The 24,885-nt window shown below is 51.5% G+C and carries 21 protein-coding genes; 14 read left to right on the top strand and 7 right to left on the bottom strand.

The window, feature by feature from the left end:
• Positions 1–54: 54 nt before the first annotated feature.
• Both VJY99_RS10235 and hslJ read left to right on the top strand, forming a co-directional pair.
• Positions 55–1,044, top strand: coding sequence for a 2-hydroxyacid dehydrogenase (locus VJY99_RS10235; RefSeq protein WP_324118013.1), 990 nt, complete (start codon positions 55–57; stop codon positions 1,042–1,044).
• 250 nt (positions 1,045–1,294) lie between these two features.
• Positions 1,295–1,720, top strand: a complete 426-nt coding sequence (gene hslJ / locus VJY99_RS10230) for a heat shock protein HslJ (RefSeq protein ID WP_324118011.1) — start codon at positions 1,295–1,297, stop codon at positions 1,718–1,720.
• Positions 1,721–1,725: 5 nt separating this feature from the next.
• On the opposite strand, the gene VJY99_RS10225 is transcribed toward hslJ, so the two are convergent.
• A complete protein-coding gene (locus VJY99_RS10225; protein ID WP_324118009.1) occupies positions 1,726–2,010 on the bottom strand; it encodes a DUF333 domain-containing protein in 285 nt (94 codons plus the stop codon).
• Between the two features lie 369 nt (positions 2,011–2,379).
• Here VJY99_RS10225 and nifJ point away from each other — a divergent pair, with 369 nt between their 5' ends.
• Entirely contained in the window at positions 2,380–5,910 is a 3,531-nt protein-coding gene (gene nifJ / locus VJY99_RS10220; protein WP_324118007.1) for a pyruvate:ferredoxin (flavodoxin) oxidoreductase, read from the top strand.
• A gap of 163 nt (positions 5,911–6,073) precedes the next feature.
• Positions 6,074–7,018 (top strand): alpha/beta hydrolase, encoded by a 945-nt coding sequence (locus VJY99_RS10215; protein ID WP_324118005.1) that lies wholly within the window; start codon positions 6,074–6,076, stop codon positions 7,016–7,018.
• A gap of 68 nt (positions 7,019–7,086) precedes the next feature.
• Here the strand turns inward: VJY99_RS10215 and aldA are convergent, their stop codons facing one another.
• Both aldA and VJY99_RS10205 read right to left on the bottom strand, forming a co-directional pair.
• The gene (aldA, locus tag VJY99_RS10210; RefSeq protein WP_324118003.1) at positions 7,087–8,526 is read right to left on the bottom strand and encodes an aldehyde dehydrogenase; all 1,440 of its coding nucleotides are present in this window, start codon (positions 8,524–8,526) and stop codon (positions 7,087–7,089) included.
• A 213-nt stretch (positions 8,527–8,739) separates the two neighbouring features.
• Complete coding sequence (locus tag VJY99_RS10205) at positions 8,740–9,684, bottom strand: sugar-binding transcriptional regulator (protein ID WP_324118001.1); 945 nt, start codon at positions 9,682–9,684, stop codon at positions 8,740–8,742.
• Positions 9,685–9,894: 210 nt separating this feature from the next.
• On the opposite strand from VJY99_RS10205, the gene VJY99_RS10200 reads away from it, so the two are divergent.
• From VJY99_RS10200 to VJY99_RS10165, 8 genes are all read left to right on the top strand, one after another.
• Positions 9,895–10,836 (top strand): D-ribose ABC transporter substrate-binding protein, encoded by a 942-nt coding sequence (locus VJY99_RS10200; protein WP_324117999.1) that lies wholly within the window; start codon positions 9,895–9,897, stop codon positions 10,834–10,836.
• 13 nt (positions 10,837–10,849) lie between these two features.
• The gene (locus tag VJY99_RS10195; RefSeq protein ID WP_324117997.1) at positions 10,850–11,452 is read left to right on the top strand and encodes a DUF2291 family protein; all 603 of its coding nucleotides are present in this window, start codon (positions 10,850–10,852) and stop codon (positions 11,450–11,452) included.
• Entirely contained in the window at positions 11,452–12,969 is a 1,518-nt protein-coding gene (locus VJY99_RS10190; RefSeq protein ID WP_324117995.1) for a sugar ABC transporter ATP-binding protein, read from the top strand. Before VJY99_RS10195 ends, VJY99_RS10190 begins: the two co-directional genes overlap by 1 nt.
• A 1-nt stretch (position 12,970) precedes the next feature.
• On the top strand, positions 12,971–14,071 hold the full coding sequence (locus VJY99_RS10185; RefSeq protein WP_324117993.1) for an ABC transporter permease: 1,101 nt from the start codon (positions 12,971–12,973) through the stop codon (positions 14,069–14,071).
• Between the two features lie 86 nt (positions 14,072–14,157).
• A complete protein-coding gene (locus tag VJY99_RS10180; protein WP_324117991.1) occupies positions 14,158–14,988 on the top strand; it encodes a transketolase in 831 nt (276 codons plus the stop codon).
• Positions 14,981–15,925 carry a transketolase family protein gene (locus tag VJY99_RS10175; RefSeq protein WP_324117989.1) on the top strand — a complete coding sequence of 315 codons (945 nt, stop codon included), beginning with the start codon at positions 14,981–14,983 and terminating at the stop codon, positions 15,923–15,925. Before VJY99_RS10180 ends, VJY99_RS10175 begins: the two co-directional genes overlap by 8 nt.
• A gap of 2 nt (positions 15,926–15,927) precedes the next feature.
• Entirely contained in the window at positions 15,928–17,433 is a 1,506-nt protein-coding gene (locus VJY99_RS10170) for an FGGY-family carbohydrate kinase (RefSeq protein ID WP_324117987.1), read from the top strand.
• 132 nt (positions 17,434–17,565) lie between these two features.
• Entirely contained in the window at positions 17,566–18,984 is a 1,419-nt protein-coding gene (locus VJY99_RS10165; RefSeq protein ID WP_324117985.1) for an L-fucose/L-arabinose isomerase family protein, read from the top strand.
• Positions 18,985–18,988: 4 nt separating this feature from the next.
• Here the strand turns inward: VJY99_RS10165 and VJY99_RS10160 are convergent, their stop codons facing one another.
• From VJY99_RS10160 to VJY99_RS10150, 3 genes are all read right to left on the bottom strand, one after another.
• A complete protein-coding gene (locus tag VJY99_RS10160; RefSeq protein ID WP_324117983.1) occupies positions 18,989–19,789 on the bottom strand; it encodes a YdcF family protein in 801 nt (266 codons plus the stop codon).
• A gap of 79 nt (positions 19,790–19,868) precedes the next feature.
• Entirely contained in the window at positions 19,869–21,521 is a 1,653-nt protein-coding gene (locus VJY99_RS10155; RefSeq protein WP_324117982.1) for an alpha-glucosidase, read from the bottom strand.
• A 43-nt stretch (positions 21,522–21,564) separates the two neighbouring features.
• The gene (locus VJY99_RS10150) at positions 21,565–21,933 is read right to left on the bottom strand and encodes a TOBE domain-containing protein (protein WP_324117980.1); all 369 of its coding nucleotides are present in this window, start codon (positions 21,931–21,933) and stop codon (positions 21,565–21,567) included.
• A 266-nt stretch (positions 21,934–22,199) separates the two neighbouring features.
• On the opposite strand from VJY99_RS10150, the gene VJY99_RS10145 reads away from it, so the two are divergent.
• A complete protein-coding gene (locus VJY99_RS10145) occupies positions 22,200–23,375 on the top strand; it encodes a hypothetical protein (protein WP_324117978.1) in 1,176 nt (391 codons plus the stop codon).
• A 2-nt stretch (positions 23,376–23,377) separates the two neighbouring features.
• Positions 23,378–23,791 (top strand): hypothetical protein, encoded by a 414-nt coding sequence (locus tag VJY99_RS10140; RefSeq protein WP_324117977.1) that lies wholly within the window; start codon positions 23,378–23,380, stop codon positions 23,789–23,791.
• A 56-nt stretch (positions 23,792–23,847) separates the two neighbouring features.
• On the opposite strand, the gene VJY99_RS10135 is transcribed toward VJY99_RS10140, so the two are convergent.
• Positions 23,848–24,885: Gfo/Idh/MocA family oxidoreductase (locus VJY99_RS10135; RefSeq protein ID WP_324117975.1), on the bottom strand; the 1,038-nt coding region annotated here is incomplete at its 5' end.

Below are 24,885 nucleotides of genomic sequence, written 5' to 3'. Positions count from 1 at the left end.
TGATTATTTTAAGCGTGATAATTTTACAGCAATATCATTTTGGAGATAAGTCTCATGAAACTGGCAGTTTATAGTACAAAACAGTACGATAAAAAGTATCTAGAGCAGGTTAACACTGAATATGGCTTTGATCTTGAATTTTATGACTTCTTACTCACCGAAAAAACAGCCAAAACAGCACATGGTTGTGAAGGTGTCTGTATCTTCGTCAATGACGATGCTAGCCGTCCGGTGCTGGAAGAGCTCAAAAACCAGGGTGTGAAATTTATCGCGCTGCGATGTGCCGGGTTTAACAACGTTGATCTTGACGCGGCGAAAGAGCTCGGTTTGCCTGTAGTGCGCGTTCCAGCCTATTCCCCAGAAGCGGTCGCCGAACATGCGATTGGTCTGATGATGAGTTTGAACCGCCGTATTCACCGTGCCTATCAACGCACCCGTGATGCCAACTTCTCTCTGGAAGGGCTGACCGGTTTCACGATGTTTGGCAAAACGGCGGGGATCATTGGTACTGGTAAAATTGGCATTGCCGCACTGAAAATATTGAAAGGTTTCGGTATGCGTCTGCTGGCGTTTGATCCGTACCCAAGTGCGGCAGCACTAGAGCTTGGCGTGGAATATGTCGATTTGCCCACTCTGTTTGCGCAGTCTGACATTATCTCCCTGCACTGCCCAATGACACCAGAAAACTATCATTTGCTTAACCGCGCGGCGTTCGACCAGATGAAAAACGGCGTGATGGTTATCAACACCAGTCGTGGTGGTTTGATTGATTCACAAGCGGCGATTGATGCCTTGAAAAATCAAAAAATCGGGGCGTTAGGAATGGACGTGTATGAGAATGAGCGCGATCTGTTCTTTGAAGACAAATCTAACGATGTCATTCAGGATGACCTGTTCCGCCGCCTGTCAGCCTGCCACAACGTGTTGTTTACTGGCCACCAGGCGTTCCTGACTGCGGAGGCGTTAACCAGCATTTCTGAAACGACGCTGGAAAACCTGCGTCAGTTAGAAAACGGCGAGCCTTGCGTCAATCAGGTGAACTAGTTTCTTATGGCGGATAACACTTTGCCTATCCGCCATCCTTTTAGGATTATCCCTACAAAATAGAAATTTAGTTTTGATATAGTGTGGCCAACTCATTGATGAAACGAATATCCCCGTCCTTATTCAAGTTGCAGATGCATTAACTGTACCCGTTCGCCTCAATCACATAGTTAACTATGCTCTCGGGGACTCTCGGCCTGGTCGCCTTTCTGCAAATCGAATGAGTTTGGGTAAAACTTAAGGACAAGAAATGAAAAAATTAACTGCACTGACTCTGGCTGCAATGGTACTGGCGGGATGTGCACAATCTGGCGATAAATCGACGGTCACAGCCCAGGATCTGCAACATCACCGTTATGTTCTGCAAACCGTAGACGGTAAGCCGCTAACCGGCATTCAGCGTATGCCGGAGCTGAGCTTTGGTGAAAATATGCATATTGCAGGCAGCATGTGTAACCGCTTTATGGGTCAGGCGACGCTTGAAGATAATACGCTGAAAACGAAAGGACTGGGAATGACCATGATGATGTGTCCCGAGCCGCAGCTAAACGAGCTTGATCATATGATTAACGATATGCTGACCCGTGGCGCAAAAGTCGGTTTGGCACCGCAACAACTGACGCTGAAAACCAGCCAGCATACTTTAGTTTATAAACTGGCCGATCTGGTCAACTGATTCGACTAGTACGCCCCACATGTTCCAGCGGCAAGCGCATTTTCACTACAGCGTTTGCCGTTAGGCATCGCGCACATCCCGGTGACTGAACCATCCAACTGACGAGCGACACTCAGCGAACCTCCAATCATTGAACAACTTGCCTGCCCCTGGCTGGACATCGCCGCGCGCATACCAGGCGGTACGTGAGCCGCAGTGGCTTGTTGTGGTGGTTCATTACTACTGCATGCCGACAGCATTGATGTTGATAACAACAGTACGGCACATCCTGCTAAAAACGCAGCGCGCATTATTCCTCTCCCCTAAACGTTGCAAAACCTAAGAATCATAAGCGCTGGCGCTGTGTTCCGTCGAGGCCGCAAAACCATAAAAAGTGTGTGATTTTGCAATGCAGATCACTTTACTGTGCAAAACTTAATCAATCACCCTTTTAATTTTCTCAATAGTGGTTCAACGAAGGACACAAAAGCAAAAATCACCTTCTGAGGGCTTTGCTAATATTAAAGGACTATTTTGCTTCTCGCACAGGCATGCGGGTCTACTACCCAAAATAATTCGAGTGGCATTGAGGCGGCAAGTGAAGGCAGCCAACAAAGAGGCAACTTGAAGTATGACGGGTAGATTACTTTCTTATTATTGCGCAATGTAAGGGTATCTCCATGATCACAATCGACGGCAACGGTGCGGTCGCATCTGTGGCGTTTCGCGCCAGCGAAGTCATCGCCATCTACCCGATAACACCTAGCTCAACTATGGCGGAACTTGCTGATGCCTGGTCCGGAGATGGCCGGAAAAACGTATGGGGTGATACGCCTCGCGTCGTACAAATGCAGTCCGAAGCGGGGGCGATTGCCGCGGTACACGGCGCGCTGCAAACTGGCGCCCTTTCCACCTCGTTTACGTCATCGCAGGGCTTACTGCTGATGATCCCAACCCTCTACAAACTTGCCGGACAGTTAACGCCGTTTGTACTGCATGTGGCAGCTCGCACGATTGCGACTCACGCGCTGTCAATTTTTGGCGATCACTCTGATGTGATGGCCATTCGCCAGACTGGCTGCGCGATGTTATGCGCCAGCAGCGTTCAGGAAGCCCAGGACTTCGCGCTGATTTCGCATATTGCCACGCTGAAAAGTCGTGTTCCGTTTATTCATTTCTTCGATGGCTTCCGTACATCGCATGAAATCAACAAAATCGTGCCGCTTGCTGATAGCACCCTTCTGGAACTGTTGCCGCAAAAAGAGATCGATGAACACCGCGCCCGTGCGCTTAATCCTGAACATCCGGTTATCCGCGGCACCTCCGCCAACCCGGACACCTATTTCCAGTCTCGTGAAGCCAGCAACCTGTGGTACGACGCGGTGTACCAGCATGTCGAGCAAGCGATGGACAGCTTTGCCGCGACCACGGGTCGTCAGTATCGTCCATTTGAATATTACGGCCACCCGCAAGCCGAACGCGTCATCATCCTGATGGGTTCGGCCATCGGCACCTGTGAAGAAGTGGTCGATGAGTTACTGCTGCGCGGCGAAAAAGTCGGCGTGCTGAAGGTTCGCCTGTACCGCCCATTCTCAGCCGAACATCTGTTGGAAGTGTTGCCAGATAGCGCACGCCAGATTGCTGTTTTAGACCGCACGAAAGAACCAGGTGCACTGGCGGAACCGTTATACCTCGATGTGATGACATCCCTTGCCGAAGCCTTCAACCGTGGCGACCGTGACTCTCTGCCGCGCGTCATTGGCGGGCGTTACGGTTTGTCCTCCAAAGAATTTGGCCCGGATTGCGTACTGGCGGTCTTTAACGAACTGTCTCAGGCAAAACCGCGTCCGCGCTTTACCGTCGGGATTTACGACGATGTCACCAATTTGTCGCTACCGTTACCGGAAAACACCCTGCCGAATCGTGCCAAACTCGAAGCGCTATTTTACGGGCTGGGCAGCGACGGCAGTGTTTCAGCCACCAAAAACAACATCAAAATTATCGGTAACTCGACGCCATTTTTCATCCAGGGTTATTTCGTCTATGACTCGAAAAAAGCAGGCGGCCTGACGGTTTCGCATCTACGCGTTAGCGAGCAACCGATTAACTCGACCTATCTTATCGACCGGGCGGATTTTGTCGGCTGCCACCAGTTGCAGTTTATCGATAAATACCAGATGGCAGAACGCCTGAAACCAGGCGGCATCTTCCTGCTCAACACCCCGTATAGCGCGGATGAAGTGTGGCATCGCCTGCCGCAAGAAGTTCAGGCGGTGTTGAACCAGAAAAAAGCGCGCTTCTTTGTGGTGAATGCGGCAAAAATTGCCCGCGAATGCCAACTCGGTGCACGTATCAACACCGTCATGCAGATGGCGTTCTTCCATCTCACCAAAATTCTGCCGGGCGACAGCGCACTGGCGCAACTCCAGGGGGCGATAGCTAAAAGCTACAGTAGCAAAGGCCAGGAGCTGGTCGAACGTAACTGGCAGGCGTTAGCTTTAGCGCGTGAATCCCTGGCTGAAGTGACCTTGCAAGAGGTGAACGAAAGCAGCCCAATGCGCCCTCCTGTAGTTTCTGATGCGGCACCGGACTTTGTTAAAACCGTCACCGCCGCGATGCTGGCAGGCCTTGGCGACGCGCTGCCTGTCTCAGCGCTCCCTCCAGACGGCACCTGGCCGATGGGCACCACTCGGTGGGAAAAACGTAATATCGCCGAAGAAATTCCCATCTGGAAGCCCGACATTTGTACCCAGTGTAACCACTGTGTGGCCGCCTGCCCGCACTCGGCAATCCGTGCCAAAGTCGTGCAACCTGAAGCACTGGAAAACGCGCCTGTGGGATTGCAATCACTGGATGTGAAATCCCGCGATATGCGGGGTCAGAAATACGTGTTGCAGGTCGCACCAGAAGATTGCACTGGCTGTAACTTATGCGTTGAAGTTTGTCCGGCGACAGACCGCCAGAACCCCGAAATCAAGGCTATCAATATGATGTCGCGCCTTGAGCATGTTGAAGAGGAAAAAGAGAACTATGATTTCTTCCTCAAACTGCCGGAAATGGACCGCACCAGCCTGGAACGTATCGATATTCGTACTTCCCAGTTGCTGACCCCGCTGTTTGAATATTCCGGCGCGTGTTCAGGTTGTGGTGAAACACCGTATATCAAACTGCTGACCCAGCTGTATGGTGACCGCATGCTGATTGCCAACGCCACAGGCTGTTCATCGATATATGGCGGTAACTTGCCGTCGACACCGTACACCACCGATGCCAACGGGCGCGGCCCTGCATGGGCGAACTCGCTGTTTGAAGACAACGCCGAATTTGGTTTAGGTTTCCGCTTAACGGTCGATCAACATCGCACCCGCGTGATGCGCCTGGTGGATAAATTCGCCGCTGATCTGCCTGCAGAACTCAACGAGCAGTTGCACGCCGAAGCCACGCCGGAAGTGCGTCGCGAGCAAGTTGTGGCCTTGCGTCAGCATCTGGCAAATATCGATGACCCGGACGCTCGCCAACTGCTCACCGACGCCGACGCGATGGTCGCGAAATCTATCTGGTTGATTGGTGGCGATGGCTGGGCGTATGACATCGGTTTTGGCGGGCTGGATCACGTGCTGAGTCTGACTGAAAACGTCAATATTCTGGTGCTGGATACCCAGTGTTACTCCAACACTGGCGGCCAGGCATCGAAAGCAACTCCGCTGGGTGCCGTCACGAAATTTGGCGAACACGGCAAGCGTAAAGCGCGTAAAGACCTTGGCGTCAGCATGATGATGTACGGGCATGTTTACGTGGCGCAGATTTCACTCGGGGCGCAGCTCAACCAAACGGTGAAAGCAATTCAGGAAGCCGAATCTTATCCTGGCCCGTCGCTCATCATCGCTTATAGCCCATGCGAGGAGCACGGTTACGACCTGGCACTCAGTCATGATCAAATGCGCCAACTCACCGCCACCGGTTTCTGGCCGCTGTATCGCTACGACCCACGTCGTGCGGATGAAGGCAAGTTACCGCTGGCGCTGGATTCGCGTCCACCGTCTGATGCTCTGGCTGAGACGCTGATGCAAGAGCAGAGATTCCGTCGTCTTAACGCACAGCAACCCGAAGTCGCAGAACAGCTTTGGAAAGATGCCGCCGCAGATTTGCAAAAACGGTATGACTTCCTGGCACAGATGGCAGGGAAAGCGGACAAAGCCGAAAGCAAGTAACCGCTAAATTTCACGCTCATCAGAAAGTTTGATGGGCGTGAAAAATATTTCAGAACATCATTTCAATAATATCATCTATTTGATTCATAAATGAGCACCACCTCCCTTTTTGGATACTAACAACATGTTATATCTCGATTAATCAATCGAAAAAGGAAAGGTTATGCCTGCTCACATTCTGCTCACCACTTCAAAATCACTGCCTGTGCGCGATGCCACATTGGCACAGCCCGAATTCCCTCTCTGGCCCGAAGGTGAAGCACCCGGCGCAAAAAACAGCCCGGTAAGTGAGAAAATTATCGACCACAGTAAGGTTGGAGCACAGTTTGCGGAGCGCGCCATAACGGGCGTTCGCACCCCCACAATGACTGCATATTTACCCAAGAAACCCAATGGCATCGCACTATTGGTGACACCCGGAGGCTCTTATCAGCGGGTAGAACTGGATAAAGAAGGCAGCGATCTGGCTACTGTTTTCAACGCCCAGGGTTATACCTTATTTGTCATGACCTACCGAATGCCCGCAGATGGCCACGCTGAAGGAGCAAACGCACCGCTGGCCGATGCCCAACGCGCGCTGCGGACCCTTAGATTAAACGCAGAAAAATGGAATATCGACCCGCAACGCATCGGTGTTTTAGGGTTTTCTTCCGGTGGACATGTCGCGGCAAGCCTTGCCACGCGTTACGATGAGCGGGTTTACCCTGCCAGCGACGCAATAGATAATGTCAGTGCTCGCCCAGACTTCCTGGCGCTGATGTATCCCGTTATCACCATGCAGGAAAACATTGCTCACCCCGGTTCGCGCAAAGCACTAATTGGCGAACATCCGACACCTGAGCAGATTCAGAAATATTCCCCCGAAAAATGCGTAACAGAATGCTCTCCACCAACCTTCCTCGCCCATGCGGTTAACGACCCTGCGGTGCTAGTCGATAACAGTCTGGTGATGTTTTCAGCCTTACGAACACAACACGTTCCCGTAGAAATGCATCTGTTCGAGCAAGGTGGACATGGTTTTGGAATCCGTGGTGCTGCCGGGTTGCCTGCCGCAAGTTGGCCGGAATTGCTGATGAGCTGGATTGAGGCTTTGCCTGAAGCAAAATAACCTAAAGGGAGTCAGACCGAGGAATTCAAGGTTACAGGGAAGCCGCAGCTTCCCTGTAAAACAAAACGTTACACCTGCAAATAAACCATTTGCGTTTGCAGATACTCACTCAACCCATGACGACCATCAGCACCACCGATACCCGACTTACGCCAGCCCGCGTGGTACCCTTGCATCGCTTCAAAGTTCTCACGGTTGACGTAGGTTTCGCCGAATTTCAGCCCTTTAATCGCTTTCATCGCGACATTTAAATCCCGTGTATACACCGAGGATGTTAGGCCGTAATCGCTGTCATTTGCCATCTCAAGCGCTTGTTCCAGCGTATCAAACGTCGTCACTGGCAGCACAGGGCCGAAAGTTTCTTCGTGCATGATGGTCATATCCTGGCGTACATCAACCAAAAGTGTTGGCGGGTAGAAGTACCCTTTCCCTTCCGGCGTTTTGCCACCCAGAATCACACGCGCACCTTCGCTCACCGCACGCGCCACTTTCTGCTCGACACGTTCCAGTGCTGCGGCGTTAATCAATGGCCCCATCGACACGTCGTTTCGCTCGCCTGGATCCCCATAACTTACCTGTTTGAACGCTTCACTCAGGCGGGTAATGAACTCGTCGTAAATCCCGTTTTGCACATACACACGCTCAGCGCAGTTACACACTTGCCCGGTGTTTATCATGCGGGAATCAACAATCGCTTTCACGGCGATATCAAGGTCTGCATCGTCCATCACAATGGCTGGCGCTTTGCCGCCCAACTCGAGACACACTTTGGTGATGTTTTTTGCCGCCGCCGCCATGATTTTCTCACCTGCAACCACGCTGCCGGTCATGCTGACCATCGCCACTTTTGGGTTGGCCGCCAATTCTTGACCTACCGTTTCACCGCGACCAAGAACCAGGTTAAACACCCCTTTTGGCAGCCCGATATCATGGACAATCTCAGCAAAAGCGATGGCATTGTTTGGTGTGAATTCACTCGGTTTGATGACGATGGTATTGCCGGTGATCAGCGCAGGTGCGAGCTTGCGGGCAATCAGGAAGAACGGGAAGTTCCATGGCAAAATCCCAGTGGTAACGCCTAACGCACGTTTGAACACCAAAATATTTTCACCCGGACGGTCACTTTGCAGGATTTCGCCTTCGTAACGACGTGCCCACTCTGACATGTAATCGATGTAATCGGCAGTGAAGGCCACTTCCACTTCTGCCAGCTGTTGGGTTTTACCGCCCTCCGCCACAATCAGTGCGCTGATAGCTTTCGCACGTTCGCGAATACCCGCAGAGATTTTACGCATCCAGCCTGCACGCTCAATGGCGGGCAATGCTTCCCAACCCGCCTGTGCTTTTGCTGCCGCGTCAATGGCATCGCGCGCTTGCTGTGCGTCTCCGTCAGGAATGCGCGAAATCAGCTCTTCAGTAGCAGGATTGTAAACATCAATCCACTTATCGCCCTGCCATTGAACAAATTGACCATCAATATACATCGGGTGTTGTACAGGTGCTGTCATGACCGGCTCCGTTATGTTCGCTGTTTTTTGTTTCACATTTGTAAACTGCATGTGAAGACTTTAGGTATATAAAACAGTCATTCGGGCAAAATGGTCATGATTTGTGATGGCTCTCAATAAAAACAACCTAAAAGAACCAAATTTGCTACATTTCTGAAACATGAAAATGACCGTTTTCAGCGAACTGCCAGGAAAACGGTCATTTAGGAAGGATTAGAGTAACTGGTGAGCGGTGGGATAGTCAGTGATCAGCACATCGATGTAGCCGCCCTGCAACGCACCGCGAATGGCATTCGCTTTATCAATCCCCCCTGCCAGCGCCACCACATGCGGGCAGTCACGGACCTGGCTGAGTTCCATGCCAATAACCGGATCTTCTGCTTTGCTCAACACCGGCTCACCCTGCGCATTAAAATAATGCAGACAGATATCGCCGACGGCACCTCGCTCTGCGAGCGTTTTCAGCATGACTTCGGCGTAATAGTTACCGGAATTTTTCAGCAACTGTGAAGGTTCAAGTTCGCCAATCCCGAGGATCGCCACGTCAACTTCGGCAAATTTCTTCACCACTTCCGCCACATCATCGCTGGCGACCAGTTTTGCGCGCTCTTCAACCGAATGCTCAATACTTTGCGATGGCAGCAGCCAGGCTGGGCAATCCAATTGTGCTGCCAGGTTTTGCGTCAGGATCGTTGCTTGCACGTTACCGTTCGGCCCCACACCGCCCAGAAGTTGAATCACACCGCGGGCTTTAATGCTTTGTGGATGCAGCTCATCAACCATCGCACGGATAGTGGAACTCCAGGAAGAAATGCCGACTAAATCGTTTGGCCGTAAACGCGTTTCAACATAATGCGCCGCCGCACTGCCAATCGCATGTTTGATTTGTGCCGCAGGGGCTGACTCGTCAACATCCACAACTATCGCCTGTCGAATGCCGTATTTTTTCTCAAGCGCCTGCTCGAGGGAGAGGAAAATATTAGGTGGCTGAATGACGCTGATTTTTACCACACCCTCTTTCTGGCAACGTGTGATAGCGCGTGAGATAAATGACTGCGACAGGTGTAATAACCCGGCAATTTCTGACTGCTTCATCCCTTCTACAAAGTAGAGCGTCGCAATCTTGACCAACAAACGTTGTTCATCCTGCTTTGACATTAGCGCCTCCTGATTCTCTCCCTGTATTTTTATTCAAGGCTGCATAAATAACAAGAAAGCTTTCCTTTTGCTCCATTATTGTTCGATTTGTGATCGCTTTCGCCTTTTCATCATTTTACTGGAATCCACATGGACAGATTTCATACTCGGGCATATCGTTACATTGAATAATAAATCATGTTTGAATATATATTCAATGTGGAGATAAAAATGAAATTGACCCTACTTAAGACCTCACTCGTTGTCGCTCTGCTTGCTTCATCTGCCCATCTATATGCTGCTGATAATGGCCTGATTGCCATTATTACCCCTTCCCATGACAACCCATTCTTCAAGGCGGAAGCCGATGGTGCGTTGGCGAAAGCCAAAGAGCTGGGTTACACCACGCTAGTGGCGTCTCACGATGATGACGTGAACAAACAAAACCAGCTGATTGAAACGGCTATTGCCCGTAAAGCAAAAGCCATCATTTTGGATAACGCCGGTGCTGACGCCACGGTTGGCCCATTAGAAAAAGCGAAAGCTGCGGGCGTACCGACTTTCCTTATCGACCGCGAAATCAATAAAACCGGCGTGGCTGTCGCGCAGATTGTTTCCAATAACTACCAGGGCGCGCAGTTAGGTGCCGAGAAATTTGCCAAATTGCTTAACGGCAAAGGGACATACGTTGAATTGCTGGGCCGCCAGTCCGACACCAACGCTCATGTACGTTCGCAGGGTTATCACGACATTCTCGATGACTATCCGGATATGAAAATGGTGGCGCAACAAACCGCCAACTGGAGCCAGACAGAAGCCTTCACCCGCATGGAATCCATCTTACAAACCCAGCCTGACATTGTTGGCGTCATTTCCGGTAACGACACCATGGCGCTCGGTGCGGAAGCCGCATTAAAAGCCGCGGGGAAAACCCATGTCATCGTGGTCGGTTTTGACGGCAGCGACCCCGTACGCGACTCCATTATTGCTAAAAGCAACATCAAGGCCACCGTGCTGCAACCCGGCTGGGAACAGGCGCAAATGGCAGTGGTTCAGGCCGATTATTTCCTGAAAAACGGCAAACCACAGACGCAGGAAAAACAACTGATGGACTGCGTATTAGTTGACGACAGCAACGCATCTCAGTTGAAAACCTTCAAGCTGGCTAAGTAGTTCAGGAGGCTGTATGTCGCTTAAACAATGGGGTATTGGCTTGTTATGTAGCAGTACCCTGTTGCTCACTGCCTGTCGGGTGGTGGATCTGGATGAAAACGGGCAACCGATTATTCCTGCTGATCCCAACGCGAAAGCGAGTTTCGCAAACCAAACACCCGCGCAGATAGCGCAACAAACCTGGAACAGTAAAGTGCTGACGCCCGCACAGACAAATGCTCTGGATAGCAGCGCACTGAAAACCCGCGCGGCAAGTGCTCACAATGAGAGCGTCTTCGTTAAGGTGCAGGGAAAAGTTGATAGTGTTGCGCTGAGTAACGAACGCGAACGGACATTGACCGTCACCATCAATAACCAACCGTTGCAGGTACAAGTTGGGCCAATGATTCGCGGCAATGCCATCCGCGATGCCACCGGCTACAAATTCGAAGATTTCACCAACCAGGTGCAGTTTGCGCAGCTCTCGAAAGCGTATAACCGCGAAGCCGCAAAACACTTGCCGAAGGTCGACGAAAGCTGGCAACAACAGCCGGTCACCGTGGTGATGGCCGTCACTCTGCACAACGGTACGTTAAGTGATGCAGCCGCAATTTCACTGGAACGGGGGCAACCATAATGTCGCAAGATCCGATAGTTCTGCGTACCCGTGGTATTTCGATGCTGTTCCCCGGCACCGTGGCGTTGGACAACATTGATTACAACGTTTGGCGCGGCAAAGTCAACGTCATCATCGGTGAAAACGGTGCCGGGAAATCGACGTTAATGAAGATTCTGGCGGGCGTACAGCAGCCGAGCGTCGGTGAAATCCAGCTCAACGGCAAAGTTGTGCAATTTAATAGCACTCGCCAGGCGGCGGCTCACGGTATTGGCATGGTGCATCAGGAACTCAATCTGTTTGAAAACCTGACGGTTGCCGAAAACATTTTTCTTGGCCGCGAGCTGCAACATGGCGTTTCACCGATTGATGAAACCACCCAGCAAGCACGCAGCGCGGAATTGCTTAAACGCCTGGACCAGCCGATTTCCCCGAAAGAGTTGGTGGCAAATCTGAAGGTCGGCCAGCAACAACTGGTGGAAATTGCCAAAGCGCTGGCCGAAGACGCCGACATTTTAATTCTCGACGAACCGACCTCGGCATTAAGTAAAACCGAAGTCGACATCCTGTTTCGCGTGATCCGCGAACTCACCCGCCAGGGTGTCACCATCATCTATATCTCCCATCGCCTGGAAGAATTAATGGCGATTGGCGATGTGATAACCATTCTGCGTGATGGCAAATTCCAGGCCGAAGCGCAGGTGTGTGATATCGACGTGCCGTGGATTGTGCGCGAAATGCTCGGCAGCGAGCCCGTATCGAGCTTCCTGAAACCAGGCCGCCAATTTGGCGTTGCCATTCTTGAAGCCGAGCACATCACAAGCGTCAATGCTGCGGGGAATACCGTGGTAGACGACGTCAGTTTCCAGGTCCGTGCCGGAGAAATCGTCGGGATTTACGGGCTGATGGGCGCCGGGCGCACCGAGCTGTTTGAATGCCTGCTGGGAACACAACGTAACTATCTGGGCAAAATATGGCTCGATAGCAAACCCGTACCACCGCGTCTTGCCACCGCTGAGCGTATCCGTATGGGAATGAGTCTGGTGCCGGAAGACCGCAAACGGACAGGAATTTTCCCTATTTCGTCCGTCGCCAGCAACCTGACAATCGCCAGTTTGTGGCGGCGTTTACAGCGTGGTTTTGCCATTTCTCAGATAGATGAAACGGCAGTGGTTGCCAGCACTATTGGCAATCTCTCCATCAAAGTGTCATCACCCAACGTCGAAATTCAGGCGCTAAGCGGCGGCAACCAGCAAAAAGTGGTGATTGGCCGTTCACTGCTGACCAACCCAAAACTCCTGCTGCTGGATGAACCGACACGCGGCATCGATGTGGGCGCGAAAGCGGATGTGTTTCGCATGATGGTCCAGCTATCAGAACAAGGGATTGCGGTGGTGTTTACCACCTCTGATCTGAAAGAAATTATGGCGGTTTCCGACCGCATTCTGGTGATGTCAGGCGGCAAAATTACCGCGGATATCCCACGTGAAAACGCCGAAGAGTCGGCATTGGTTTCCGCTAGTGCACAAGGGTTCTGATATGAAAACGAATGATACTGTCGCGCTAAACGCCAAACCCACCTCGCCTTTTAGCTCGCGGGAAAACCTGCTGCTGTTGTTGCTAAAACTCCGCACTTTTATTGCGCTGTTTTTGATTGTGGGCTTCTTCACCATCATGGTGCCAGATTTTCTCGCCATGGGCAGTCTGGTCATCATGATTAAACACATTGCGATCAATGCCTTCCTGGCGCTGGGTATCACCTTTGTCATCATCACAGCCGGGATTGATTTGTCGATTGGCGCAACGCTCGGGCTGTGCGGCATGGTTGCCGGTTGGCTGATTACCAAAGGCATTGTGTTGCCGATGTTTGGCATCGCCATTTTCCCCAGTGTCTGGGTGATTGTGCCAGTGGTGCTGTTAATTGGCGGGCTGATTGGCGCGGGCAATGGCTGGATTATTACTCGTTACAATGTCGCGCCGTTTATCTGCACCCTGGGCACCATGTACGTGCTGCGCGGGACCGCCATGCTGACTTCCGGCGGTGAAACCTTCCCCGGTCTTTCTGGCAATCCGCAACTCGGTAACACCGGCTTTGACCTGATTGGTTCGGGCACCTTTTTCGGTATCCCGTGGGCTATCTGGATAATGATTGTGCTGGCCGTTGCCATTGCCTACGTCGCGCGTCGCCTGCCGTTTGGCCGCCATGTTTATGCGATTGGCGATAACGAACGTGCCGCCGAACTCTCGGGCGTCAAAGTTCGCCAGGTCAAAATCTGGGTCTACACACTTTCAGGTTTTTGCGCCGCCATTGCCGGGATTGTGGTTTCTGCGCAACTGGTTGCCAGCCACCCTGCCAACGGCACCGCCTTTGAAATGAACGCCATCGCAGCCGTGGTTCTTGGGGGAACATCACTTGCCGGTGGACGTGGCACCATTCTCGGCACGCTGGTTGGCGCATTTGTGATTGGTTTCCTCGCTGATGGGCTGGTGATGATGGGCGTCAGTGAATTCTGGCAAATGGTCATTAAAGGCATCGTGATTATTGTGGCGGTGATTATCGACCAGATGCAAAACCGCATGCAGCAGAAAGCCGCGGTGGTGGCACAAAAGACCATCATGGAAAGTAGCGGGAAAGTGTAGCGCGTCACAGATCCAGCATGATGGGTATTTTTTTACCCATCCTGAATATTTATTCGTCTATGATTTTTAATGCAAGGGGTAACACTATGAATCCGTTCGCACTGTCAGTTACGGATCTGGAAAAGAGAGCGCGCGCTGTCCGTCGCCGCATCGTCATCCTGAATGCCAACAGTCCAGCTGGTGGCCATACCGGAGCCGATTTATCGCAGGTTGAAATTTTAACCGCCCTGTACTTTCGGATACTGAATTGTTCGCCCGCACTCATCAACAGCGACGAGCGAGACATCTACATTCAGTCCAAAGGCCATGCGGTTGGCGGCTATTACTGTGTGCTGGCAGAAGCCGGTTTTATTCCGGTGGAGTGGCTGCCGACATATCAGCACGCCGACTCACACCTGCCCGGCCATCCGGTCAAACATAAAACGCCAGGCGTGGAACTCAATACCGGCGCACTGGGTCACGGCCTGCCCGTCGCGGTCGGCATTGCGCTGGCGGCAAAGCGTGATAACAGCAAACGCCGAGTGTTCGTGGTCACCGGGGATGGCGAATTAGCCGAAGGCAGTAACTGGGAAGCCGCTCTGGTCGCCGCCCATTACCAGCTCGATAACCTAATAATTATTAACGATAAAAATAACCTGCAACTCGCGGGTTCAACCAAAGAAATCCTGAACACCGATCCACTGGATGAAAAATGGCGAGCGTTTGGCATGGAAGTCACCGAATGCCGCGGCAATGACATGGCCGATGTCGTGGCAACACTTGAAGGACTGCAACCGCATGGCAAACCGCATGTCGTGATCGCCAACACCACCAAAGGCGCGGGCATCTCCTTTATTCAGGGACGCGCGGAATGGCACCACCGGATACCAAAAGGTGATGAAATCGAACTGGCGCTGGAGGAACTGAAAGATGAGTAATAGCGAACATCTGGCAACCGTAATGGTGAATGCCTTTATTGACGCCGTGGAGCGCGGTGTAGACCTGGTGCCAGTGGTTGCGGACTCAACCTCTACGGCCAAAATATCCCCATTCATCAAACAATTTCCAGACCGTCTGGTGAATGTCGGGATTGCCGAGCAAACGCTGGTGGGTACCGCTGTCGGCTTATCCATGGGTGGGAAAATTGCCGTCACCTGCAACGCAGCACCGTTTTTGATTTCTCGCGCCAACGAACAGATCAAAGTGGACGTTTGCTACAACAACAGCAATGTGAAACTGTTTGGACTCAATGCCGGCGCCAGCTACGGCCCGCTCGCCAGTACCCACCACAGCATTGACGATATTGCCGTGTTGCGCGGTTTTGGCAACATCGAAATCTACGCACCGTCCTGCCCGATTGAATGCCGCCAGATTATCGACTATGCCATTGAGCACGTCGGGCCAGTCTATATCCGCCTCGATGGTAAAGCGCTGCCGGAATTACACGACGCCGATTATCGCTTTACGCCGGGTGCGATTAATCAAATGCGCGAAGGTGCGGATGTCGCATTGGTCGCCATGGGTTCAACGGTACATGAAATCGTCACGGCTGCGGCACAACTCGCTGATTTGGGTATTAATGCGGCGGTGATCAACGTTCCGTCTATTCGCCCTTGCGATACCACTCAACTTCTCACCATGCTTAAAAAATCACGCTACGTGATAACCGTTGAAGAGCACAACGTGAATGGCGGTGTTGGCAGCCTGGTGGCTGAAGTGTTAGCTGAAGCCGGTTGCGCCATCCCATTGTTACGTCTTGGCATTACCGACGGTGGCTATGCTATTGCCGCGGATCGTAAGGAAATGCGAGCCCATCATGGAATTGATGCCGCAGGAGTTACTCGTTCCGCCACGGCGCTTTGCAAAGGAGCATAGCCATGTCCAGCCCGATAATTCTGGCTATTGATGAGGGCACCACCAACGCCAAAGTTGTGGCGGTCGACTGTGATGGGATTATTTGCGCCCGTTGCAGTGTCGGCGTACCGATGAACCACCCAGCCCCTGGGCTTGCAGAACAAGACCCCATGGTGTTGTGGAACGCTGTTAGCGACGCACTGAGCGGCTGTTTACAGCAGGTCGGTGCAGTCAGCGTCGCCGGGATTGCTATCAGTAATCAGCGCGAGTCGGTGCTGGTCTGGCAGCGTCAGGATGGCAAACCGCTCACCCCGGTGGTGAGCTGGCAAGACCGACGTTCGGAACAGCAGTGCCAGGACTTGCTCACCGCAGGCCATGGCGAATTGATAGCCCGGTTGACTGGCCTGCCCGTTGACCCACTTTTCCCTGCGGCGAAAATTCGCGCCCTGCTCGATGTCATTCCGGAAGGACTGTCACGTGCCGAACGTGGGGAGTTGTGCATTGGCACCATCGATAGTTGGTTGTGCTGGCAACTGACTGGTGGACACACCTTCACTACCGACTTTTCCAACGCCGCCCGCACACAGTTATTCAATATTTATACCGGCCAGTGGGACGATGAATTACTGAAATTATTCGGTATTCCACGCGCGGCGTTACCTGAAGTGCGCCCTTCTGCAAGCCACCACGGTGAAGTACAAATCAACACCATTACGGGATTGCCAACAGGCACACCCATTCTGGCACTGATTGGTGACTCGCACGCCGCACTGTACGCCCAACGCAGTGTATGTGGACATGTGGTGAAAGCCACCTACGGCACCGGGTCATCCTTAATGCTGTCGTTGCCCGAACCGGTTAAACGCAGCAATTCGCTGAGTACCACTCTTGCCTGGCATGACGGTGAGCTGAATTACGCACTGGAAGGCAATATTACGCACACCGGTTCGGGTGCGGCCTGGCTTGGGAAAATGCTGGGGATTAACGACCCAGCAGCACTGACCGAATTGGCGCAAATGGCCGACGATAATCAGGGCGTTTATTACGTCCCGGCACTTTCCGGTCTTGGGGCCCCTTGGTGGGATTTGCACGCACGCGGCATGATTTGTGGCCTGACAGATGCCGCCACACCTGCGGTGCTGGCCCGCGTTGCGCTGGAGTCTGTGGTTTACCAAATTGCCGATGTCTTCTTCGCCATGGAGCAGGCCACGGGCCAACGCATCGACTCCTTATGTGTCGACGGCACCGCCACCAAAAACCGCTGGTTGATGCAGTTACAAGCCAATGTGCTGCAACGCCCGCTCATCATTCAGCCAGCAGCAGAAATCTCCGCACTGGGGGCGACGCTTTTGGCAGGAAAAACCCTCGGCTGGTGGCAAGACGGTACACCCCCTGCGGCACTCACAAACTGCGGCGAGCGTTTGGAACCGCAGATAGAACAACAAAAACTCATGCAACACAATTATAAACAGTGGCTTGAAGCTGTGGCGCGCTGCCGCTTTGTGCCAAATCATAATCCTCTAGCCTAAGGACTTCGCGTTGCAAGAAGGCGGCAAACGAGTGAGTCCCGTTGAGTTGACTGAAGTCAGTGATTCGGGTGAACGAAAGCCGCTAACGCGTCTGCAACTTGAAGAACCACAGCTAGATTTTGGAGTGAAGCTATGTCTCGTATCCCAAAACAACTCACCTTCGGCGTAATCATTGGTAACCGGGGGTTTTTCCCAAGCTATTTAGTGGCACAGGCGCATGAGCAGGCAGAAGCACTGTTTGGCAAACTGGGTATCAATACCGTGATGTTAAAAGATGGGCAAACGCATCTCGGTGGTGTGGAAACCCGCCAGGACGCCAAAGTGTGCGCCGAACTTTTCCGCCAGCATCGTGACGAAATTCATGGTGTTGTTGTGCTGCTCCCCAACTTTGGTGACGAAAAAGCAGTTGCAGAAGCGATTCGTTTGTCTGGCCTGAAAGTCCCGGTATTGATTCAGGCCGAAGAAGATAATCTCGATAAAATGGGGCTGGCGACTCGCCGTGATAGCTTCTGCGGGAAGATTTCCCTGTGCAATAACTTGCGCCAATACAACATTCCTTTCACCCTCACCACGCAACATGTTTGCGCATTGAGCGGTGAAGTCTTTGAAGCTGACTTACAGCGATTTGCCCAAATTTGCCGGGTAGTGAAATCCATGCAGGGCGTGCGTATTGGTGCGATTGGTGCACGTCCAGCCAGTTTCAACACGGTGCGCTATAGCGAAAAACTGCTCGAAAAAATGGGTGTGGCGGTTGAAACACTCGACCTGTCTGAAATTTTCACCCGCATCAAACATATCAGCGATGACGATCTGCGCGTGCACGAAAAACGCGGCATCTTAATTGAAAATGCTGATGCCAGTGGGATCCCAGCAGACAAACTAACCACCATGGCAAAATTGTTTGTGGTGATCAGCGAATGGGTGGTGGCGAACGACATCGATACCACGGCAATTCAGTGCTGGACGTCGCTTCAGGAAAATCTCGGGATTAACGTCTGTTCAATCATGAGCGTGATGTCCGGGCAGTTAATGCCAAGTGCCTGCGAAGTGGATGTGATGGGCGCACTGTCGATGTACGCGCTTGCCAGTGCCTCGCTCAATCCCGCCTCGATTGCCGACTGGAATAACAACTTCGGCGACGATCGTAACAAATGTGTGCTGTTCCACTGCGGTAACTTTGCCAGCAGCAGCCTGGAATCCCCTTCGATGGGCACCGCCGATATTATCGGCACCACCGTGGGCAAAGAGAACACCTGCGGCGCGGTACATGGCCGTCTGAAAAGTGGCCCACTGACCTATTTCCGTCTGTCGTCTGATGATTTTACCGGTGAAGTCAAAGCCTATGTCGGTGAAGGCCAATCGGTTGATGATCCGCTCGATACCGTCGGTTGCCGTGCAGTCATTGAAGTGCCGCATCTGGAGAATTTGCTGGCGTGGATTTGTAATAACGGCTTTGAGCACCACGTCGCCATGAACCACTCAGCGACGGGTGTGGTATTGCAAGAATCGTTCAGTAAGTATTTGGGCGTGAACTGTTATTTGCATCGTTAATTGCCTATAAGCCGCGCTCGCGCATTAACTGCGCAAGTGCGGCATCCCCGGCCAGCATTTCCCAGGCATTGATCACCCCGGTTGGGATATCAACATGGGTAATAAAGTCACGCCCCTGCGGCCCGTAACCCTGCGCATCATCTCTGATGCGTGGGATTTCCCCCAACGCCAACGAAATATAACGCTCAATCGGCCATAAGCCCTTTTCATTCGGGCTAAATGTGGTCTGGGTTTCATGACTTAACAGCTGCGGAACCACGCCCGGCCAACTACGCCAATGTGGGGGTTGCGCATCACCTTGCCAAACGCGTTCAAACGTCGCGACGGTACGGCGCTGCATGGTGGGATCTTGAATAATAATCGCGCTAGCGGGCGTTATTTGCAGCGCTTGTATCAAGTCATAAGTAAAGCGCGCGTTCTCGCCACAGTTGCTGGACTTCTCTTCCGTCAGCACCTTTTCAGCAGGAATCTTCCAGAATTGGGTGGCAATATCTTTGATGATTGCCGCTTCGGCACGCCCAGTAGTGGGAATGGCGTTATAGCATGGATGTTTAGCGATCGCCGCGTATAAAAAGGGGGTGGAATGCCCAATGCCGCCGGTAATCAACAGCGGTAATTCGCTGTTAGCCGCCAACTGGCATGCAGCATCAATGGTGGGGATAACGGCATTACCGGCGAGAATAATCAGTTCACCATCAGACACGGCGGGTGGTGCGTCAAACTCATTGTGAGAAAGCCACTCGCCAAGCCGGTTAATGGCATCAATGGTCGTGGCCTGCAAAGCTGGAAATGTTGTCGTTAACATAACCCCTCCTTGTGAAAAACCAACGCCTATCATACCGCAGACCGCAACATTACTGCATAGCGGGGCTCTGAGTCCGCGTTTAACTTATCTTATAAACCCGTGTCTCCCATGGATGCAGCCGATAGATTTCATCTACCTTAGGGTAATTCCCCAACACGCATTCTGCCCATTCAAGGGGTAATTGTTCTCCCCGCCAGCGGGCGGATTTCGACGACATATTGCACAGCACCACAAACTCCATACCTTCAAGCACACGGCGATAAGCATAAATTTGCGGGTGATCGGGCAGCTCCAGCACATAACGCCCATCAATCAGCGCGCGCTGTTGTTTGCGTAGCTGGATGAGTGAACGATAGAAATTTAGAACCGAATCAGGGTCTTGCTGCTGGATGGCGACGTTGATCATCTCAAAATTGGTATTCACTTTAAACCACGGTGTGCCGTCACTGAAACCAGCATTTGGCCAGCTATTCCACTGCATCGGAGTGCGCGAGTTGTCACGCCCGGTATGAGTGAGAAACGCGATAATTTCGGCTTCGCTTTTGCCCTGTGCTTCCATCTCGCGCCAGATGTTTTTCACTGAAACATCATCAAAATCATCCAGGCTCTCGAAGCGGGTATTGGTCATGCCGATTTCCTGACCCTGGTAGATAAACGGTGTTCCCTGCATTAAGAAATACAGTGCGGCGATGCAGGTGGCGCTTTCCCGCCAGTGGTGTTCGGTGTCGCCCCAGCGTGAAGTAATGCGCGTCAGATCGTGGTTTTCTACATACAGCGCATTCCAGCCTTTTCCTTCCAGCGCCTCCTGCCAGGCGGTAAAGATTTTCTTCAGCACCGCGGGTTCCGGGCGTAAACCGGCTTCTGGTTCCCATAAACGTACATGCTCAAACTGGAACACCATATTGAGCCGTCCGCGATGCTCCCCAACCCACTCCTCGGCATGGTCGGCAAACAAGCCGTTCATCTCACCGACCGTGACGATGTCGTAATTTTTGAGCACGTTGCGGCTCATGTCGTCCACATATTCCAGCAGCCCATCATAGTTAAGATGGCTTTTCATTGAGGGGGCGTAACGCAGTTTGTCGGGATTAGGTACATTGGCAAACAGCGGCTCTTTTTTCAGATGGGCGATGGCGTCGATACGGAAACCGTCGATACCTTTGTCCAGCCACCAGCGCATCATGTCGTAAACGGCCGCCCGCATCTCTTTGTTTTCCCAGTTCAGATCCGGCTGGCGGCGAGTAAACAAATGCAGATAATACTGTTCGGTTTGCGGGTCAAATTCCCAGGTGGAGCCTTTAAAGATCCCTTCCCAGTTATTGGGTTCCGCCCCCTCTTTACCGTCACGCCAGGTGTACCAGTCACGTTTTGGGTTATCACGAGAGGAACGGGACTCCAGAAACCACGGATGCTCATCGGAAGTATGGTTGACCACCAGGTCGATAATCAGGCGCATTCCCCGTTCATGAACCTGTTGCAAAAGGCGGTCAAAATCCGCCATGGTGCCAAACTCTGCCATGATCTCCTGATAATCGCTGATGTCATAACCGTTATCATCATTAGGCGATTTGTACATCGGGCAGATCCAAATCAGATCGATACCGAGATCTTTGAGGTAGTCGAGTTTTTCGGTGATACCGTTCAGGTCACCGATACCATCACTGTTGCTATCCTTAAAACTGCGCGGATAGATTTGATAGGCCACCGCCTCTTTCCACCATTTCTTTTCCACCGCTCCCCCTTTTGTCGCATGATGCTGCGCTTATCCGACCTGCTTACCCCGCCAGCTGAATCCTTACAAACGCCCGTCCGTCGCTGTTAAACAAGTAACAATTCTCCGGCGGTAGCCGCAGGCCGATGCGCCGGTCAGTTTGGATTTCAAGTCTGGAAGTATGGCGCATTACTAAGGGTTCGCTACCGTAACCGCTGTTAACGTAGAGCAACGTCTCGTTGCCCATCTGCTCGACAAACAGCACTTCTCCTTCGATGTCTGCCTGTGCCAATTCGGTTATCTGGATATGTTCCGGGCGGATCCCCAGTTGCACTGCTTGCCCTTCCGGCACGCCAGCGCTGTTTATCGGCAGCGTGACGTTTGATACGCCCGCCAGCGCTAAGGTAATAAAACTTAACGTCAGCTTTTTCATTGTTTACTCTTTTGTTCAGACCAAATCGGAGGCAGGTGAAAAAACAGCACACCATTCAATATGGCTAGTTAATAACCAACTTATGGAGCAACTTATCGCCCTAACCTTTGTGTGAATTCTCGACGTGGTGCACGTAACGCTATTTTTATTTTACTTTTGCGAGGGACGGGCTACGGGGTGAGTATGAGTTAATGGGTTTAGATTACAGGGTGGCTCATATAGGATATATTCGGCTCAATAACCTTTCTTTAATTAATGGATTAATTATGACTGTTTATCACCTCAGTACCCGTATTAACTCGAACGTTCCACCGGATTCCCTAGTCTATGATTTATGTATTTATCGGATGGATTCAGAAAGAAATAAACACCCTCTTATCGATGTAAAACAACAACCCATTCAGGGAAATTATAAAACACTAAAACACCCGACCGATAATACCAGCGAACCCCTCTCGACAATTTATATTATGGAAGTCACGCTTTATCGAAAAACCATGCTCCACACACATTGTATTACCCCTTCATACTTTACCCGGATGTACACTTTAGAAGAGCTTGCCACCGACAAAGCCTGGTCTGCCGTTAAGCGTGAAAATCCCTGCTATTTCGTTTCAACAGGTACGTCGAAACTGGAAAGTGAGGGTAGAAACATCGTGACTATAAACATATCCAGGCGGGAAAGACCTTTTATTGCTGAGCAATATCCCATTGGCGACCCACAAGATCCATTTAAAAAAAATATCATTGAAGAGCAAATAAATAATAGATTTAATAAAATTACACTTCCCAATCAGAATGCTGGCAGCTTGTGTGGGCCAGCGGCCTTTTTCTATTGCCTGCAAATGGACAGGCCGGATGTTTATGCCCAGGCGGCTAAAGATCTGTGGCAATACGGGAAAGCAAAAATTGGTGAGCTTGAGATTTTTCCAGGGGATGGTTGTCGGCATCCAACTGGGGATTTCTACGATGGTTTTAGGCCCAGGATATTGGGTCTGGACTGGATGACGCTAGCTGCTTTGAGGGACTCGGAAAATAGTGTTTTAAGTTTTGATGCACTGGACTCACCCATTGCAGGGATCACTATGTGGCAAACACTAACGGAATGGTTTGAAAAAACCGGGTATACAAAAGTGTTTAGTAATGTGGGAGTAACTCAGGCTGGTATGGAGGGGATTCGTGAATTGAATGACTATGTCAAGGGAGGTTATAAAGTCGTCACATTAATTAATGATGGGCTGCTTCAACTTGGACGTTCCACTCATACATTACCTACACACTGGATTGTCTGGTCTAGCCCCGTGACGGAGGATAGCGCAAGTAATATTCACCTGAAATTATTTTCATGGGGCGAAGTAAAAGATCAGATAAAAACTGGAAAGGATATCTCTTTTTTCATCAACCGATTTTTTGGAGGTGTGGTTTTTAAACCACTCGCATAAATATGCGTATATTTACAACAATACTCATAATCATCACTTTCGGGGTCTCTGCTTGCACCACGCCAATTGAATACATCCCTGATGTAGAAAATTTAAAGGCTGCAACAGTTAACACCCCTTATTTTTCTAAGATTAACATCCTGGGAGGCGGTGTCATTGGTGGACCAGATGGAGTTCCAGGTTATGTTATTCCAGATGATGTCGGGGTTTATATACGTAACTGCCAATTACCGGAATCGGAAGTTGAAAAAATCAAACCCAGAGACAGCAATAATTATAACTGCGTTGAAATCTACGGTATACCAACGAAGCCCATAGAAATAAAAATCATTATTGGCGGCAGTATGTATGGAAACATGTTATCCAGTGCAACTAGATTTAAAAAGGAATATACACTAAACGTCACTAAGCCATAAAAATTAACGCTGAAACAGAAAGGATCTCAAAAAGATCCTTTCTACTATTCACCTTTTTACCACTCAAGCCACACCCCGCCACGGTTACTACTTTCCCGCACCGTTTCAATGAACCTCATTCCGGCAATCCCTTCGGTAATCCCTGGCAGCAATGGCGCATTGCCGCCGCGAATTTTGATTGCTGCTTCACGGTAGATTTGCGCGAATCCTTCCAGATACCCTTCCGGATGCCCGGCAGGTGTTCGGCACTGATGGCGAACGGAATCGTGATTATTCACACCGTTTCGCGTGACAGTGTAACTATTTCCATGATGCGGATGAATTTCTAAGATTTCAGGCTGTTGCTGGCGGAAACTGATCGTCGCACGGCTGCCGACGATGCGCAGACGCAGGTCGTTTTCAGAACCGGGTGCCACCTGGCTTGCCCATAAACGCCCTCGGGCACCATTGGCATAGCGCATTTCTGCGTACACTTCATCATCCAGCACCCGTCCTGCAATACGCGTTAGCAGTTCTCCACGCACCCATTCGGGCTGCATGCCGCTGACGAATGCCGCCAGTTGCCAGGCGTGGGTGCCAATGTCACCAATCGCCCCCGCTCCGGCAAGCGCAGGATTACCACGCCAGCTGGCTTGCTTGTTGTCGGTCAACTCAAGTCGGTCGTTCAGCCAGTCCTGCAAATACTCCACTTCGATGGTGCGAATATCGCCAATTTCACTGTTGGCGATACGGGCGCGAGCTTCACGAACCATCGGTAAGGCGCTGTAGTTGTGGGTGAGAATAAACTGGCGGCCAGTAGTTTCGATAACCTGCGCAAGTAGCTGCGCTTCGGCAAGCGTGACACCGAGCGGTTTGTCACAAATCACGTGAATGCCGTTCTCGAGAAAAACTTTAGCCACCGGAACATGCAGGTGATTAGGTGTCACAATCGAGACAGCTTCAATACCGTCCGGGCGCGCCGCCTCGCACTGCGCCATTTCTTGCCAACTGGCGTAACAGCGTTCGGCTTCGATAAACAGTGTTTCACCGCTGCGTTTTGCTACCTCAGGTGACGACGAAAATGCCCCTGCAACCAACTCAAATTGGTCATCAAG

It is taken from the genome of Buttiauxella sp., assembly GCF_035271705.1.
Lineage (GTDB): Bacteria > Pseudomonadota > Gammaproteobacteria > Enterobacterales > Enterobacteriaceae > Buttiauxella.
Note: the sequence above shows the minus strand (reverse complement) of the source record. Positions and strands in the feature narration are given on the sequence as shown.